Source organism: Sulfitobacter donghicola DSW-25 = KCTC 12864 = JCM 14565 (genome assembly GCF_000622405.1).
Lineage (GTDB): Bacteria > Pseudomonadota > Alphaproteobacteria > Rhodobacterales > Rhodobacteraceae > Sulfitobacter > Sulfitobacter donghicola.
On record NZ_JASF01000005.1, the window covers coordinates 2,428,390 to 2,443,363 of the forward strand.

Here is a 14,974-nt window from a genome sequence, read left to right on the forward strand (position 1 = left end):
CCGCAAAGATATGCAGGCGGTGCCTACTCACCGAGACCACCAATCGGCCCAAGCAGTTCAAAATTGCAGTTGCTGCGGCTGACCTCGGCAAAGGAGTTGAAGCATTCGGCTTCAGACGGCCGATATTCCGCGCAGGCTGTCAGGGTCAAAAGGGTGAGGGTCAGCACGCAAAGTCTACGCATCAATCTGTCTCCAAAAATCGAGGTTCTGGCGGTAATCCGCGCCCACCAGCGCTTCGCCTTTTTCCATGCCGCCAAGGATCGTGAGGTAGGGGCCAAGCGCGCTGAGATCAGCGTCGATCACCACCGAGCCTTGATCATCACGCACCAGCGCCAGACGGGAATTGCTGCCTGTGCTGAGCAGAACGCTGAGCTCTTTTTCAGTGAGCCCCAGCATGGTGTAGTCGCTGGCCGAGGCGCGGATGTTGGGTAGCAGAAGCTGCGTCGGCACAGCCTCGACAATCGTCTTGCCGATGCGGGTTTTCTCAAGCTGGCTTGCGTATTGGGTCATCATAACGACGACCGCGTTTTGTTTGCGCGCGGTCACGAGCCAATTGCTCAGCCGATCCGCAAAATACGGGTTATCCAGAGCCTTCCAGGCCTCATCGATGATGATCAGCGTCGGCTTGCGATCCTCGATCACGCGCTCCACCCGCCGAAACAGATAGGACAGGACCGCCATGCGTTCCTTCTCACTTTCGCTGTCGAGAATACCGGTCAGGTCGAACCCCACGACATCACCATCGAGCGAGAAGGTATCCTCAGCGCTTTGACCGAAGATCCAGCCGTAGCGGCCCTCGGCGGTCCATTCCTGGATCCGTTCGAACAGATCACCTTCATCCGCCCCGGCCACAAAGAGCGAGGCCAGATCCTGCCAGTTGCGGAGGGCGGCATCGCTCGCCCCGGCGTTTTGGCGCACCACTTCTTGGATGCGGTTGATCTGAACCGGGCTCAGGGGCTTGTCGGCACGATGCAGCAGCGTGGCCAACCAATCGGAGAGCCAGGCTTGCCCGCGCCCGTCGATTTCCGTGCGGAGCGGGTTGAGGCCGGTTGCTTCACCCGCCTTGATGGCGCTGTAGCGCCCGCCATTGGCGCGCACCGCCATTTCCATGCCTGCGCGATAGTCGAAGACAAAGACGCGCGCGTCGCAGCGACGGGCTTGGGTCATGAGGAAGGCTGACAAGACCGATTTTCCCGAGCCAGGGCGGCCTAGGATCAAGGTGTGCCCGCCTGTCGGCTCTTTGTCTGGCTGACCCGTCTCATGGTAGTTGAACAGAAAGCCCGAGCGTTCAGGCGTCGGGAAGAGAGTGATCGGCTTGCCCCAAGGCACTTTGTGCCCGGGTTTCCCCAGTTGACCACGATGCAGCGCCGCGAGATCAGCAAAGTTGGTGTTGGTGATGGCGGCCTTGCGGCTGCGCATTTGCCCGTTGCCCGGATGTTGCGCGAAATAGTGGGTGCGCGCCGCAAAGCTCTCGTTCACTAGGTTTACGCCTTCACTGGCTGCGATGTTGCGTACCTCGGCGGCGATTGCTTCCAGCTTTTCCTCGGTCTCGGCGAAAACCGTGACCGTCATGTGATGGTCGCCGAAACTGAGCCGCTTGGATTCCAGATCGTCGAGCGCGTCGACCAGTTCTTCGGCGAGCGAAATCGCGCCATCATCGCTGGCCTTCATCAGGCGCTGTTGACGCTTAATCCGGCTGGCCATGAAATTGCTGTTGATCGGCGTGAAGGAATGCGTGACCACCATGTCGACGGGCAGGTTGAGCTCATCGAACATGGTGCAGTTGGTTTTGGCCGGGTAGGTCTTGATCGCAAAGCTCGTACCAAACCGCTTGCCCGCCGTCCCGTCGTCGAGCGTAAAGCCTCGCCCCTGAAACGTGACGCGCGTGTTGGCCACATCCTCGGCAATGATGCCAAAGCGGGATTTTGCGAAAAGCGGCCGTTCCTGACCAATATTGAGCGCCCCGAGGAACCCGAGCAGTTCGCCGCTCTCAGCCCCAAGCAGGCGCGGGTTCATCTCGGCAAAAGATGACAGCAGAAATCCGACGACCTCTTCGAGCTTGCGCAGCTGCTTTGCCGTCTGTTCCTTCAGCTGTGCGATTGAATCTGCACGTTTTAAGCGCAGCTGCGCGCCCAAGGGTGGACGCTTCAGCACCGTGAGCGTGAGTGTTTTGTCTCGAAGGCCCGCCCGCGTCATGGCCGCTTGCCATCGGGCATCCAATGCTTGCGCAAACCCTTCTTCAGGCACAGGTGGCAAGGCGGTCTCGATCGCTTTTGAGACCTTGTGCACATAGAAACTGTACTCTGGTCCGATCTGCGCGATGATCGCTGCGAAGAGCGCGCGAATCTTCTCCAAATGTGTGTCATCGCTGGTCATGCTGTTGACCCCGTCAAGGCGGATACACTGGAGCAGTGCATTGCCGCGCGTGCGGATCGTCACGTCATTCACGAGGCTGACATAGGGCAGCATGCTGGCCATCGGCAGCTCTTTGCGCGCCCAATCTGGCAACATGGCAAGGTCATCCGAAGGGTCATGGAGCATAGCTGTCCCCCGAATGGATCTTGCGGTTCGGGGTGGGCGGCGTTTCCTGCAGCGCGGTGACCATCACCTCAAGAAAGGCCGGATCCCAATCCGCCGCTTTCCATAGTGCGGGATAGGCCAGAGCGGCGATAATGATTACCGGCCAGCTCTGGACCCACAGAAACAGCAACACAAACCCGAAGAGCCAAACCATGGCATACATGATCGGCAAGCCGATGAGCTTTGGTGGCCGGATCAGGCCCAGGAAGAGGCGGGTTTGCGTTGCCATACCAGATTTACGCGCCCCAGATGGCGGTCACGATGGTGGGTGCCGCTGCGATGCCTGCAATGGCAACCAGCACCCAGAGGGCCTGGCGGAAATCCAGAATGCCAAAGAGCCAGGAGAGGAACACGCCAATCAAGGCCAGGGTGCCGATGACGATGCCCAAGGGGCCGGTGATCGTGTCGACGATGCCCTGCAACAGGTTCTGCACCGGCGAGAGGTCGATGCTTTGAGCAAAGGCCGGGTTGGCAATCATCAAGCTGGCCAGAGCCAGCGACAGGATCGTGCGAAATTGAATATGCATCAGGAGGCTCCAGTCAGTCGGTCACGCACAGCCATGACGCGGCGCACGTGATTTTGGGTTTCTCGGTAGGGAGGAATACCGCCATAGCGCGCGACCGCGTTTGGCCCCGCGTTGTAAGCGGCAAGCGCGAGTTCGGGCGCGCCAAACTGCGCCAGCATCATCAGAAGGTAGCGGGCAGAGCCATCGAGGTTGGCCTGCCAATCATGTGGATCAACGCCGAGCTGTGCTGCCGTCGCGGGCATCAACTGACCGAGGCCAATCGCGCCTGCCGAGCTGCGCGCATTCGGGCGATAGGCGCTTTCAATCTCAATATTGGCTTGGAAGAGCGCCTGCCATTCGGACACAGACAGACCAGCGCGGTGTAATGCGGGGTGCCCGCCATAGCGATGCGCGGTGCTTTCGAGGGCTGCTAAGATTTCGGGGCGGGGAGCTGCGCGGGTGGGTGCAGGTGAAGACGCTTCAGGTTCTGGCGCTGCGAAAACGACAAGCTCTGGTGGGTTTGCGCCAATCCCGTCGACATAGTTTTGGGCAAAGCCGGATTGTGGTGCTTTGGTTTCCAGCTGCCCATCGGCCCGCATGGAAAGTACGAAGCCATCAGAATAGGCGGGGACAGCAAGGAATACCGCAAGGACGGCAAGTATTCTAGCCCGCGACGTCCAGTTTGTGAGAGGCGACTTCGCCCTCAAACATGGGGATAGAAATGATCGAAGCGCCAAGCCCCGCAAGGAAGCTGGATAAGCCGTTGATTGTCTTGAATTCTCGGGCGGCCATATTGTTGCGCGCGGTAACGAGCAGGCGACGCGTCTCGCCATCTGGCGAGACGCAATGCACGGTCCAAACTCCGGACCACTGAGCACCTGTACGTTTGGGCGTAACCCGGCACACAACATCCGCCGAATGACCCTCGGCAAGCAGCGTGCGCAGCCCGTCTTCACTGACAACATTGGGGGCGTCTTGCATCAAATTCATAAGATCGAGCCTTGCAGAATTGTGCATGGACCCGGCAGTCCCTCATGGACTACCGAACCGATACAATATTATAATCTCGCAATCAATAGGTGCAATTTGAATTATTGCGCCTTTCATGCGTTGAAACAAATCTACTGCAACGGGGTGGCTGAGCCAAGATAATATGCTTATTTTGAAACAAACATGGGCGGTTATGGTCGTTCTGAGCTGGGGTTCTGCCGCGATCTCGGGCAGTTGCCTGCCGCCTGCGCCGCCTTGGATGCCGACCAATGCCGATGACGTACGGGCCTATGCGGACCTGCTGAGGGGCGATGCGGAGACGTATTTTACCGATGTCGAGCGGTACTTCCGTTGCATGGATCAGCAGCGGCGAGAGGTTTTTGAGCAGGCGCGTGCAGCCAGCGAAGACTACGCGCGCGTTTTGGAGATTCTGGATGCTGGAAGACAAACAATCTTTTCGTCTGGGAGGGATGCTGTCGTTCGATAGCTGTGCGGCAATGGCCGCGCTTAGCCCAGAACGCTGTCGGCGTTGTTTTTAGGCTTCTTCGCAACGCAGTTCACTCAATGATGTGACTGGGTCCCATGAAATGGACTCGTTTCGGCGCTCGCCTATTGCTCCTTCGGTGCAACTGCTCAAAACTCAAAGGTGGACTTACGCAACTTTTGCGTGAAGAACGGAGGCGCAAAAAAACGGTTTTCATGTGAGGGTATTTTGAAACTTGTAAAAGTTCGCATTGAGAAGTTCAGGGGTATCCGGAGGGCCGAGATCGATGTGGGGATGGAGCTTGCGCTGGTAGGTCAGAACAGTGGCGGTAAATCTTCAATCTTGCGGGCGCTTAATGCCTTCTTCAATTTTGAAGATGAACGTGAGCATTTCGAAGCATCCAGGCATGCTTTTCAGAAGACATCGACGGCTATTATTGATTTGGAGTTTTCGGACACCCCGGCCGCGTGTGACTTGCCGAGGGCAGTCGCGGGTGGCAGCAGTGTTCGAATTCGATTGAAGTACAAGAAGACGGCCAACTGGGAGCTGTTTAATAACGGGGTTTGGCAGACGCCGCCGCAAGGCTTCCTAGAAGCTTTGAAATCTCACATTCGCTATGTCTACATTCCTGTGGGTCGCACCGAAGCCGTTTTCCAGTGGGGCAAAGAAAGCATTCTTCAAGCTGCGGTAAGAACCTGGGTGAAGGACTACACAAAGAAGAGGGACAACATCTCTCCGAAGGTGGCGAACGCCACAACGATCATTAAGGAACGCACCTTCAAGGGGCTGAGCAAGCATCTAAGAGGGCTTACCCACCTCAACGGATCTTTTGAGTTCGAATTGGACTATTCCTCGCCCCCTGACTACGGCCTGTTGATTCAGGATCTTGTTTTGCGCGTCGTGGATGGACAGACATCGGTGGACATTTCCGACTGTGGAAGCGGCACCCAGAGCCTTGCTGCAATCGGCCTTTATTCCTATCTGGCCGAAGCATTGGGTGGAACATACATCTTGGGAGTCGAGGAACCTGAACAGAACTTGCACCCCCAAGCTCAGCGATCACTACTTGCGGCGTTAAAGGAACTCCCGCTTCAGGTGCTGTTCACTACCCATTCGACCGTAATGATCGACAGTCTAGAGCACGAAGAGGTCGCGCTTTGCCGAAGGGTTTCTTCCAATACTCGCGGGTTTGAAATCACAGTTACCCAGCTGCCGGGCGGGTTCTGGGCAGAAAAGGGCATCGATAGAGAAAGATACTATAACTTTCATCGCCGACGAAATTCCGAATTCTTCTTCGCCGACTACGTGATCCTAACCGAGGGGCCGATCGATGCGGAGCTGGTGCGCTACTTGGCAGAAGACGGTGGGCTAAGTTTTGCGGAACACAGTGTGTCTATCATCAGCCTGGATAGCGTCGACTCACTGCCGCACGCCTTTTATCTACTTCGAGAGCTTAGGATCAATTTTGCGTCCGTCGTCGACAAGGACTATTTCATGCCCTACCTAAACGATGAGTTGTCCTCCAGCCGCGACGCCAACGGTTTCCCTCGATACAGGCGAGAGTACAAAGACTCATGCCTCATCGAAGAAATGCTGCCCGACGAGGGGGCGAGGGAGCAATTGCTCGATTACTTCTTCACCAACCACTCACGTGCCATGCCGCTTCTTGAAGCCGTTGGCGTGTTTTGCTTCCGCTGGTCGATGGACATTGACCTTGTCGGCTCAGAGACGGCCAAGAACATTCTGTATGACAGGCTGGGCATGCCCGCCGCAGAGCGTTCATCCGAAGGAATTCTAGTTAATCGCAGAAAACAACTAAAGCGTCAGGATTCCGTCCTTGGAACGACCAGAGGGCTGCATCCACGAGGCCTTCCTAATTCATACAAAAGGATAAGGCGGGGACTGCCTGAAAAAATAAAGCAATCTAAGGTGTAGGTTTATCAACGGCTTCGTTCTTTAAGCCAAGCCTTCGGCCGACGCTTCAGCGAGCGCAAAGTTCCACCAAGATGTGCTCTTTCCGGTCATTAGCTGCGCTTTGCGGATAGGCTCGGTTCAGTGACCTGATTTTGGCAGTCTGGCGACTCGGTTGAGCCGTCCTCAAAAATCGCGGCCTGCGTCTCGCCGTTATCCCACTGATACAGCAGACCTATTTCTTCGCCAGTCCTGATACACGTAATGCGACCGATGGCCTCGGCCGTTTTGCGAACACTGTCAAATTCGGGCAAAACTAGCCCCTCTCGTTAAACAATTCCTTGGGGTCGACCTCGAGAGCATCCGCGATCCGCTCCAGAACATCGATTGATGCTGAATTTTTGGCGAGTTCGATCTCGCTGATGTAGCTACGATCCAGGTCAGCAGCTAATGCTAATTGTTCTTGGCTCAACCCTCTGGAATTTCTTAGATTCCGGATATTTAACCCTACTTGTTCCCGTAATTTCATGGCCTGTATTCGGCCAGATCACAAGAACCGCTCTACGGAATATATTCCACAAAACGCGCGCGAACATCATAAACCCAATGCTCGCATATGGTGTGAAGGTTGAGGCTGGAGTTAGTGTATCAATAATGCAGTAATGTAATCAAAGGGTATTGATTGATATGCGGTGCAAACTTATCAGAAATTGGACTGCCGGAGTTGCTTTGGCTTTGCTTTCAACCGTGGCTCCGCAGGCGGCGAGAGCCTATCAGGTTGACTGCGCCATTCTGCTTTGCCTGGCTGGTGGGTGGCCCGCGTCAGCAGAATGTGCTCATGCTCGTGCCGTGTTCATCCGTCGGATCACGCCCTGGCCGATTGAGCCGCCGTTGCAAATTTGGCGTTGCCCGATGGGTGTTTCTGAGCGCGCGCCATTGCAAAGTACGGCCCCTAATATCTCGGAGGCCAGCAACCAAAATGGTCAGACACTCGGCCAAGTCACTCTGGCTCTGGTGGTCGAAGGCGGTGCCGATATCGACATCAGTGGCCTGGAATTCGATTTCGTGCGCTCGATCCGCGTCTGGGATGTGCGGTACTACAGTCATCGCGAACGTGGTCGCGACGATGATTGCTCTGAGAGCTACAACATGCGCCTCGGAACCTATGGGACGCAGGGTGAATTTGGCTGGCAGCGCACGACACCAGTGGCCGCCCCGCAATGGGTTTTGCCGTCGCGGCGATGTTCATCATCAAATTGGCGGCGCGGGGTCGGTGTCGAATGGGAAGATCACGAAGGCAACCATGGATATGAGTGGGTGGCTTACTAATGCCTATTGCCCTTTTTTCCATTCCCGTTTCTCGATTTGGTGACTTGGGCGGTTGTTCTGCACCGAGGGAAGGAAGAGCACCCAAGGAAAGGTTCGTCGTTTTGTCCCATTCGTGGAACCATGGTGCCTTGATTGCATGTTGGGCATTTCGCCCCATTAGCCATGGGTTCTTTTAGTCGAACAGATTTCACCGCTAAAGCGCGGCCTCTACCAACCGAAAGTAGTCGCTTGGTATAATCACATTCTGGATGCGCGCTGCACGCTTCGAACGGCCCAAATCGTCCGTTCTTTTGGCTAAGTGTGCCAGCCCCGCATTTTGGGCAAACCTTCAACGTAGCCTTTTCGCTTTTTATCTCGGTATGCCCATCTTTGGCGAGCTCGACGACAAATCTCGAAGGCTTGTCCTGCAATGTGTAGATGCGCGTTTGTCGGCGGGCGCGTGTCAGGGCAACATAGAAAAGGCGGCGCTCCTCAGCCAGCGGGAAGTCATCGGGCTCTGGCATCGCGAGCAGCAATGCAGGGTCGTCAACGATTTGGCTTGGAAAACCCATCAAGCCTTCGGTGACGTTGAGAAGCATCACATAGTCAGCCTCGAGGCCTTTTGCTGCATGGGCAGTAGAGTAGCTGAGCTCAAGCTGATCGCCATAGGCATGCTTCCAACTGTTGAAGCTGGCGGGTTTATCCTTGTGATAACGGCCCAAGAGCATGATGGTGATTTTGTTGCCTTTGGGAACGTCAAGTTGGCCGTTTTGGGCGGCACCATGCAGCTGCCTAAGATCCTTCTCGATGCGCTCAAGAGCGCCACTCATCGTCTCGGCTGCAAATGTATGAAGTCCGGCTCTTTCATAGGTGTTGGTGGTTTCGACAGTCTTTTTTATTTGGGTCGGATTCTTCTGGATGAAGTCGCTGGATGCTTCGCACAAAACCTGAGGGCATCGGAACGTTTTGCTAAGTGTGAGCTGTGTGGCGTTCGGGAATGTTCGGTCAAAACCGGTCATGACAGAAATATCGGCACCAGCGAAACGATTGATTCCTTGCCAGTCGTCGCCAACAACGCACAAGCTTGCAGAAGTCCCTGCGTTTTCTTTGAGAGCTTTGAGTAAACGTAACTTCGCCTGAGAAACATCCTGAAACTCGTCCGCAAGAACCATGTTGAAGGGGCTTTGATATGCCCCCTCTTTCAGGTGCTTGATCGCATCGAGCAACATGTCATCGAAATCGATGCAGTTTTCGACAGCAAGACGCCGCTGCCATTCCTCGGCGACCCTTTCGTAGAGTTTAACGAAGCGCGTTAGCCGGTCGCGGTGGCCTCGCTCGTGATCAGAAATCTTATGGTGCAAGTCGCTCGGGCTCAGTCCATTGCTTTTGACATGCTGTTGAAAAGCACGGATCGTCGAGGCTAGTTGCTTGGTTGGAATAGGCTCTTGGCCGGTGGATTTGCGGTTTTCGTCGAACTCTAGAACTTCGCCATGTTTCTCGAGCTCCGATTTCAGCCGGTCTAGGTCGCTTCCGTTCCGCAAGCCATGCGAGGTTGTTTCGAATAGCTGGGTTTCTTTTTCATTGTGTAGCTCCCTTTTCCAGCGGACACCCGAAACATAGTCGCCGGAAAAATGGGCCGGTGCCCTGCCGCGCGCGTCTAGCGCAAAATGCTCGTGGTAGAGGTGTAAGCGGGGGTAATAGAAGTCAGGATGGTATTGGGAGTGCTCTTCGGTTGCAGTGTCGTGTTCATATGCTCGTTCGTATTCATATGACACGCCGTGGTAGAAGAGAAAATCGCAGATCATGCGCTCTTCTTGGCTCTTAACCATTTTCCCGTCTGCAGTTGGAATACTGCCTTTACCTAAGACGTCGGTTTGCGGTTGTTTGAGGTTATCCCACTCATCGATGCCGCGACCGTAAACCGTTCTGAACAGGTCCCAGTCAAGCCGGAAGCGGGGATCGCGTTGGCGAAGATCTTCTACAATTTCTGAGATGGCTTGAACGTCTTTGCCTGGTTCAGCCCAGTCAGCCAACCTTGGCTTTCGCCCGGTGCTCTTGCCGATTACCTCCAAGCCGAAAGCATTGAATGTCTTTACATTAATGCGTTGAACATTGGGAAAATCACCAAGGCGTTCTTTGATGCGCGTTTCCAGTTCGTCCTTTACTGATCGGTTGAACGCAAGAATCAAAACCTCCTCGGGTGGGACCAAGCTTTCCTTTAGCGCGTACCCGACCCGTGCAACGATAGTTGATGTTTTACCGGATCCTGCAGCGGCAACGATTTGAAGCGCGTTATCCATGCAGATGCAGCAATCCATTTGCTCATCGGTGAGAGGGTTCCGCTCGACTGACGAAAAAAAATTACTCAATCGGTCTTTCTGTTTTTCGCCGAAAGCGGCGTTGGCCGCATCGAACTCCTTCGAAAGAGCCTTTTGAAAACGCGGATGTTGCGAAGTGGGTTCAGCGTCTTCGCTCCCGTTTTTAAATGGTGGAAAGCGTCGGATAATGCTCTCGGCCGCACCTTTAGGGACCCACCGATCTGGGTCAACTTCGCCTTCCCACTTTGCTCGCCATGCGGAGTATTCAGAGTCTTTGGTTATTGAAAGCGGTGGCTCCACTAGCTTTAAGCTAGTGCGTGCCAATTTGGGGCCGGGGTCTCTCGATTCCCCTTTACCACCAAACAGCAAGCCGCCGAGTACGGCCGTTCCAATAATCCACTCAATCAATTCGAGCTCTTTCCTGCGTGCTTAGCCACGCTCGTTCTTCGCATCGTCGCGCTCGATAGCGACCATCCGCGTTACTATCTCGTTGGCAATTGTTTCGTAAAGCGCCGCTTGGCGCTCCCTCGCTGAACCCGGTTTAGGCGTTCTGCGTCGTATTCTTTTGGCAAGCCAATAAAGAAGCCTTGCAGCAGGATCGGTGACGTTATCCGGCACAGGAGCCGGATAGTTTTCTTCGAGGAGGGCAACAACCTCAGCATTCATGCTGCGATGGTTGGCCTCAGCCGCAAGGCGTATTCGATCGCGCAAGCCGTCGGGCAGCCGCACGATGAATTTATCCTGATTTTGAGAGCTTTGTTCTGGCATGGTGGCACTGTGCCATAAAAAGCAATTGACGCAATAGTGGCTAAGTGCCACTAATGGAGTGTAATTTCAACCTGGAGGCGTTTCATGAATAGTCGTAAACCAATGCAGCTTCGGCTTCCGCAAGAGCTCAAAGAGTGGATCAAGGCGGAGTCAGATCGCAATGGAAACTCCCAAAATTCAGAGGTGATCCGCGCCATTCGCGCGGCGAAGGACAGACGTTCTGCACCCGGTGGATTTGGAAAAATCACTATGGATCACGGTGATAATGCGCGTTGTTAACAGGGTGAGAGAGGTGCCAATACGATGACCAAAGCAAGTGTACAGACAAAGGCGAAACAGGCAGCCTCGGCCTTCATCCGCGAGGCGCGGGAGGCAGGTTGGCAACGCGCGAAGTTCGAAATCAAGCCTGATGGCAGTGTCATTGTTGATGCCAACATGGTCGCGCCAGAGGCGGCAGACGACTTTCTCAACAGTGACCTGAGAATGGGCGAATGACTCGCAAGAGCTTGCCCAAATATGTCTACAATGACCGGGGGTATCTCCGGTTCATCCGGCGTTCACGCGGTATCTCGGTCATGATGCACGAGGAAGCGGGCACCCCGGAATTTTGGGATCATTACAATCGCTTGCTGAAGGGTAAGCCAGCGCCTGCGCCGGTGAAGCGCAATTTTGAGGCGCTGATTCTTAGCTACTACGAGAGCGACGCATATAAGAAGCTGAAGCCTCGGACGAGGTCCGATTATCGGCGGTATATCAGCCACATTCGTGAGATCTGGGCCGACAAAGACCCGGCCAGGATCGAAACCCATCACATCTATGAATTGCACCGCGCCAATGCGGATCACTGGCGGCAGGCCAACTATCTCGTCCAAGTCATGGTCGTCTTGATGAACCACGCACGATTGATTGGCTACATCAAGAAGGAGCACGGCAATCCAGCGAAAGGCATTCCGCTCTTCAAACAGCAGAGCGATGGTTGGGAACCTTGGCCAGATGATGTTCGTGCCGAGTTCGAAGCGCTGGCTTCAAAACGGGCTCGGCTGGTCTATGAGCTGTGCGTTGGAACAGGCCAGCGCATCGGCGATGTCGTGAAGATGAAGTGGGGGCACTTTTCCGATGAAGGTTTCGATTTCACGCAGGGCAAAACCGATAAGCCGTTGTGGATCCCGCTTACCGACCGCCTCAAGGCCCATCTCGACGGGCTCGCACGAACGGACGGCACTGTTGTGACCGACGCCAAGGGTCGACCAGTGAGCTACCGGATCGTCGCGGAGGAAATGCGCACCATCAAAAAGAAGATGAAGCACGAGAAGGCGAGCTACTACAAAACACACGGGCTCAGGAAAAATGCGACGATCGAGCTGTATCTGGCTGGATGTGATGACGAGATGGTCAAGGCGGTCACCGGCCACTCAGGCGTTGAGATGCTGAAAAAGTACGGTGGGCCAATTCGGCAAAGAGAGCTGGCGAAGCGCGCTCAAGAGGCAAGAAATCAAATGGAACGAAGCAAGACCGAAACGTGAAAGTTTCAACGGTTGTTTCAAAAATGGCAGTGAAGGAGAAGACGGATGACGCAAGTCATTGATTTTATTGGAGGCGAGTACCGGAATCGAACCGGTGTACACGGATTTGCAATCCGCTGCGTAACCACTCCGCCAACTCGCCGAAGGTGCCTCGCTATAAACTGGGTATTTGATGGCTGCAAGGGCCAACATGCTTTGTTGGCGTTAAGTTTTTCAAGTTAAGTTTCTGGTAGAGGAACTGGCGTTGCTGCTGCTGATCGGTTGTGGCACATTGCAACCAATCAGGATTCTGTACGAATGAGCTTTCCCATGACCAACTTCACCAAGCGGCGCACAATGATGGTAGACACGCAGGTGCGGCCATCTGATGTGACGAAATTTCCGATTATCGAAGCAATGTTGACAGTTGCGCGTGAGGATTTTGTTCCCGCCGCGCAACGTGAGGCCGCATATGTTGGGGAAAATCTGGATATGGGGCAGGGGCGTATTCTGTTTGAGCCTCGTACATTGGCGAAAATGCTGGATGCGCTGGCGATCCAAAATGACGAACTGGTTCTCGATGTGGGCTGTGGGCTGGGCTATTCTTCGGCTGTGATCGCGCGGATGGCCGAAGCGGTTGTTGCTGTTGAACAGGACGAAGCGATGGCAGGCGAGGCACAAGAGGCGTTGATGGCCGCAGGTGTCGACAATGCCGTTGTTCATGTCGGTGAATTGGTTGAAGGTGCACAGCAGCACGGGCCATACGATGTTATTATCGTCGAAGGCGGGATAGAATCGGTGCCAGCCACATTGTTGGATCAGCTAAAGGATGGAGGCCGTGTTGCGGCATTGTTCATGGATGGGCCTCTGGGCGAGGTTCGTCTGGGGGTGAAACGCGATGGACACATCAGCTGGCGCTTGGCGTTTAACGCGTCAGCGCCTGTATTGCCTGGTTTCGAAAAAGATATCTCATTTACGTTTTAATCGCGCTGAGCGGTCTCAGCGCGGCGATTTTGACCATGTTATTCCAACCCTTAGGGGTTGTGGGGAAGTTCTAGGGGTGCTGGAAATGGTATTTAGAGAAGTGAAGCTTTGGGCGGCTCGGTTAGGGCGCACGGGGTTTTTGGTCACGGCGGTCACGCTCAGCGGGATGAGTGTTTCATCCGCAAGGGCAGATAGTTTTGCCGATGCACTGGTAAGCGCGTATAATCATTCTGGTTTACTAGACCAGAACCGCGCATTGCTGCGTGCCGCTGATGAAGATGTCGCGGCTGCGGGGGCTGCGCTTGAACCTGTTTTGCGGTGGACAGCCAGTATTACGCAAACTTATGGCCGCACGAGCACATCAAGCACGCTAGGGAGCATTAACGCAGATAGTCTGGTCGCGACAGGATCATTGATTGTCGAACAGTTGATCCATGACTTTGGTGCGACCGCACTGGGCATTGATGTTGCTAAGGAAACGGTTCTTGCGACGCGTCAAACATTGCTTGGGGTCGAACAACAGGTTCTTCAGCGCGCTGTCGAGGCCTATATGGGCGTCATTGAGGCAAGCGAATTTGTGGACTTGCACCAAAATAACCAGCGCGTTCTGGCCCAAGAATTGCGCGCTGCGCAAAACCGCTTTGAGGTTGGTGAAGTGACGCGAACAGATGTTGCATTAGCCGAGGCCGAGTTGGCCGAAGCGCGCAGCGGTCTGGCCTCGGCCCAAGGAAACTATGAAATCGCGGTTGAAGAATATCGCAATGTTATCGGTAAAAAACCAGGCCGCCTCTCTGCGCCGCCAAACCTTCCCAAGCTGGGCGGGAATGTAGACAAGGCCAAGGCACTGGCGGTGCGCATTCACCCTGATATGCGAGCGGTCCAGCACCAAGTGGCCGCAGCAGAGCTGGGGATCAAACGCGCCAAGGCGCAAAAGCGGCCTACGATTTCAGCGCAGGGAGCGCTCTCAGTGAGCGAAAACCTGGACAGCAGCTCGTTTACCCGTGGGGTTTCAGTAGGGCTGAACGCGAGCGGCACGCTTTACTCAGGCGGGACACGGTCGTCGGCTGTGCGAAGTGCGCAGGCCCAACGGGATGCGCAGCGTGGTAACCTGCATGTGGTTCGCCACAATGTTCAACAAAACGTTGGCACAGCCTATGCGACGCTCAGCTCGGCGCGCGCGTCATTGGCCGCATCCGAACGTCAGATCAAGGCCGCGCGTATTGCATTCCGTGGGGTGCGCGAAGAGGCGACATTGGGCGCGCGTACAACTTTAGATGTTCTGGATGCAGAGCAATCTGTGCTGGACGCAGAAGCGGCGCGTATCTCTGCCCAGACGCAGGTTTACATTGCAACCTATCAGGTTTTGTCCACCCAAGGGCAGCTGACAGCACGTGATCTGCGTCTGCCTGTTCAGCACTATGATGTGACCGAATATTATAATCTGGTAAAAGACAGCCCGACTGCGAAATCCAAACAGGGCGCGCAATTGGATCGCGTGTTGAAACGGTTGCAGCGCGACTAGACCCCGCGAAAAAGCGGCAGATTTTAACGGGCCATCCTTTATCGGGTGGCCCGTTTTGATTCTGAAAATATTGGATGCCGCATGAAGGTATTCTGTTAATT

Annotated in this window: 18 protein-coding genes and 1 tRNA gene; 8 read left to right on the plus strand and 11 right to left on the minus strand. The window is 55.0% G+C overall.

Annotated features, from left to right (window positions below; all coding sequences use genetic code 11):
• Positions 1 to 23 precede the first annotated feature (23 nt).
• The 6 genes from Z948_RS18955 to Z948_RS0113145 form a co-directional block, all read right to left on the minus strand.
• On the minus strand, positions 24 to 182 hold the full coding sequence (locus Z948_RS18955) for a hypothetical protein (protein WP_024096575.1): 159 nt from the start codon (positions 180 to 182) through the stop codon (positions 24 to 26).
• Entirely contained in the window at positions 175 to 2,541 is a 2,367-nt protein-coding gene (locus Z948_RS0113125) for a VirB4 family type IV secretion/conjugal transfer ATPase (RefSeq protein WP_025060019.1), read from the minus strand. The genes Z948_RS18955 and Z948_RS0113125 overlap by 8 nt, the downstream gene beginning before the upstream one ends.
• On the minus strand, positions 2,531 to 2,809 hold the full coding sequence (locus Z948_RS0113130) for a VirB3 family type IV secretion system protein (RefSeq protein WP_024096577.1): 279 nt from the start codon (positions 2,807 to 2,809) through the stop codon (positions 2,531 to 2,533). The genes Z948_RS0113125 and Z948_RS0113130 overlap by 11 nt, the downstream gene beginning before the upstream one ends.
• A 7-nt stretch (positions 2,810 to 2,816) precedes the next feature.
• Complete coding sequence (locus Z948_RS0113135) at positions 2,817 to 3,107, minus strand: TrbC/VirB2 family type IV secretion system protein (protein WP_025060020.1); 291 nt, start codon at positions 3,105 to 3,107, stop codon at positions 2,817 to 2,819.
• Positions 3,107 to 3,685, minus strand: a complete 579-nt coding sequence (locus Z948_RS0113140) for a lytic transglycosylase domain-containing protein (RefSeq protein ID WP_025060021.1) — start codon at positions 3,683 to 3,685, stop codon at positions 3,107 to 3,109. The genes Z948_RS0113135 and Z948_RS0113140 overlap by 1 nt, the downstream gene beginning before the upstream one ends.
• 64 nt (positions 3,686 to 3,749) lie before the next feature.
• The gene (locus Z948_RS0113145) at positions 3,750 to 4,076 is read right to left on the minus strand and encodes a hypothetical protein (protein WP_025060022.1); all 327 of its coding nucleotides are present in this window, start codon (positions 4,074 to 4,076) and stop codon (positions 3,750 to 3,752) included.
• Between the two features lie 163 nt (positions 4,077 to 4,239).
• Between Z948_RS0113145 and Z948_RS18125 the strand changes: the two genes are divergently transcribed.
• Positions 4,240 to 4,563 (plus strand): hypothetical protein, encoded by a 324-nt coding sequence (locus tag Z948_RS18125; RefSeq protein ID WP_025060023.1) that lies wholly within the window; start codon positions 4,240 to 4,242, stop codon positions 4,561 to 4,563.
• A 159-nt stretch (positions 4,564 to 4,722) separates the two neighbouring features.
• Positions 4,723 to 6,495, plus strand: a complete 1,773-nt coding sequence (locus tag Z948_RS0113155) for an ATP-dependent nuclease (RefSeq protein WP_081784062.1) — start codon at positions 4,723 to 4,725, stop codon at positions 6,493 to 6,495.
• Positions 6,496 to 6,584: 89 nt separating this feature from the next.
• On the opposite strand, the gene Z948_RS0113160 is transcribed toward Z948_RS0113155, so the two are convergent.
• Together Z948_RS0113160 and Z948_RS0113165 are read right to left on the minus strand one after the other, a co-directional pair.
• Complete coding sequence (locus Z948_RS0113160) at positions 6,585 to 6,785, minus strand: hypothetical protein (protein WP_025060025.1); 201 nt, start codon at positions 6,783 to 6,785, stop codon at positions 6,585 to 6,587.
• Between the two features lie 2 nt (positions 6,786 to 6,787).
• The gene (locus Z948_RS0113165; RefSeq protein ID WP_025060026.1) at positions 6,788 to 7,000 is read right to left on the minus strand and encodes a helix-turn-helix domain-containing protein; all 213 of its coding nucleotides are present in this window, start codon (positions 6,998 to 7,000) and stop codon (positions 6,788 to 6,790) included.
• A 158-nt stretch (positions 7,001 to 7,158) separates the two neighbouring features.
• Here Z948_RS0113165 and Z948_RS0113170 point away from each other — a divergent pair, with 158 nt between their 5' ends.
• The gene (locus Z948_RS0113170; RefSeq protein ID WP_025060027.1) at positions 7,159 to 7,800 is read left to right on the plus strand and encodes a hypothetical protein; all 642 of its coding nucleotides are present in this window, start codon (positions 7,159 to 7,161) and stop codon (positions 7,798 to 7,800) included.
• Here Z948_RS0113170 and Z948_RS18130 read toward each other — a convergent pair.
• Entirely contained in the window at positions 7,797 to 10,505 is a 2,709-nt protein-coding gene (locus tag Z948_RS18130; RefSeq protein ID WP_052033110.1) for a UvrD-helicase domain-containing protein, read from the minus strand. The two genes, Z948_RS0113170 and Z948_RS18130, sit on opposite strands and share 4 nt — an antisense overlap.
• A 21-nt stretch (positions 10,506 to 10,526) precedes the next feature.
• A complete protein-coding gene (locus Z948_RS0113180; protein ID WP_169736158.1) occupies positions 10,527 to 10,916 on the minus strand; it encodes an Arc family DNA-binding protein in 390 nt (129 codons plus the stop codon).
• Between the two features lie 33 nt (positions 10,917 to 10,949).
• On the opposite strand from Z948_RS0113180, the gene Z948_RS0113185 reads away from it, so the two are divergent.
• Genes Z948_RS0113185 through Z948_RS0113195 form a run of 3 tightly spaced genes read left to right on the plus strand, consistent with a single transcriptional unit; the run spans position 10,950 to position 12,388 of the window.
• Positions 10,950 to 11,144 (plus strand): Arc family DNA-binding protein, encoded by a 195-nt coding sequence (locus tag Z948_RS0113185; RefSeq protein ID WP_025060030.1) that lies wholly within the window; start codon positions 10,950 to 10,952, stop codon positions 11,142 to 11,144.
• A 24-nt stretch (positions 11,145 to 11,168) separates the two neighbouring features.
• Positions 11,169 to 11,360 (plus strand): hypothetical protein, encoded by a 192-nt coding sequence (locus Z948_RS0113190; RefSeq protein WP_025060031.1) that lies wholly within the window; start codon positions 11,169 to 11,171, stop codon positions 11,358 to 11,360.
• On the plus strand, positions 11,357 to 12,388 hold the full coding sequence (locus tag Z948_RS0113195) for a site-specific integrase (protein ID WP_025060032.1): 1,032 nt from the start codon (positions 11,357 to 11,359) through the stop codon (positions 12,386 to 12,388). The genes Z948_RS0113190 and Z948_RS0113195 overlap by 4 nt, the downstream gene beginning before the upstream one ends.
• Positions 12,389 to 12,456: 68 nt before the next feature.
• On the opposite strand, the gene Z948_RS0113200 is transcribed toward Z948_RS0113195, so the two are convergent.
• Positions 12,457 to 12,530 (minus strand) — tRNA-Cys (locus tag Z948_RS0113200).
• 167 nt (positions 12,531 to 12,697) lie between these two features.
• Here Z948_RS0113200 and Z948_RS0113205 point away from each other — a divergent pair.
• Together Z948_RS0113205 and Z948_RS0113210 are read left to right on the plus strand one after the other, a co-directional pair.
• Positions 12,698 to 13,351 carry a protein-L-isoaspartate O-methyltransferase family protein gene (locus Z948_RS0113205; protein WP_025060033.1) on the plus strand — a complete coding sequence of 218 codons (654 nt, stop codon included), beginning with the start codon at positions 12,698 to 12,700 and terminating at the stop codon, positions 13,349 to 13,351.
• Between the two features lie 85 nt (positions 13,352 to 13,436).
• Positions 13,437 to 14,873 (plus strand): TolC family outer membrane protein, encoded by a 1,437-nt coding sequence (locus Z948_RS0113210; RefSeq protein ID WP_025060034.1) that lies wholly within the window; start codon positions 13,437 to 13,439, stop codon positions 14,871 to 14,873.
• Positions 14,874 to 14,974: the final 101 nt, after the last annotated feature.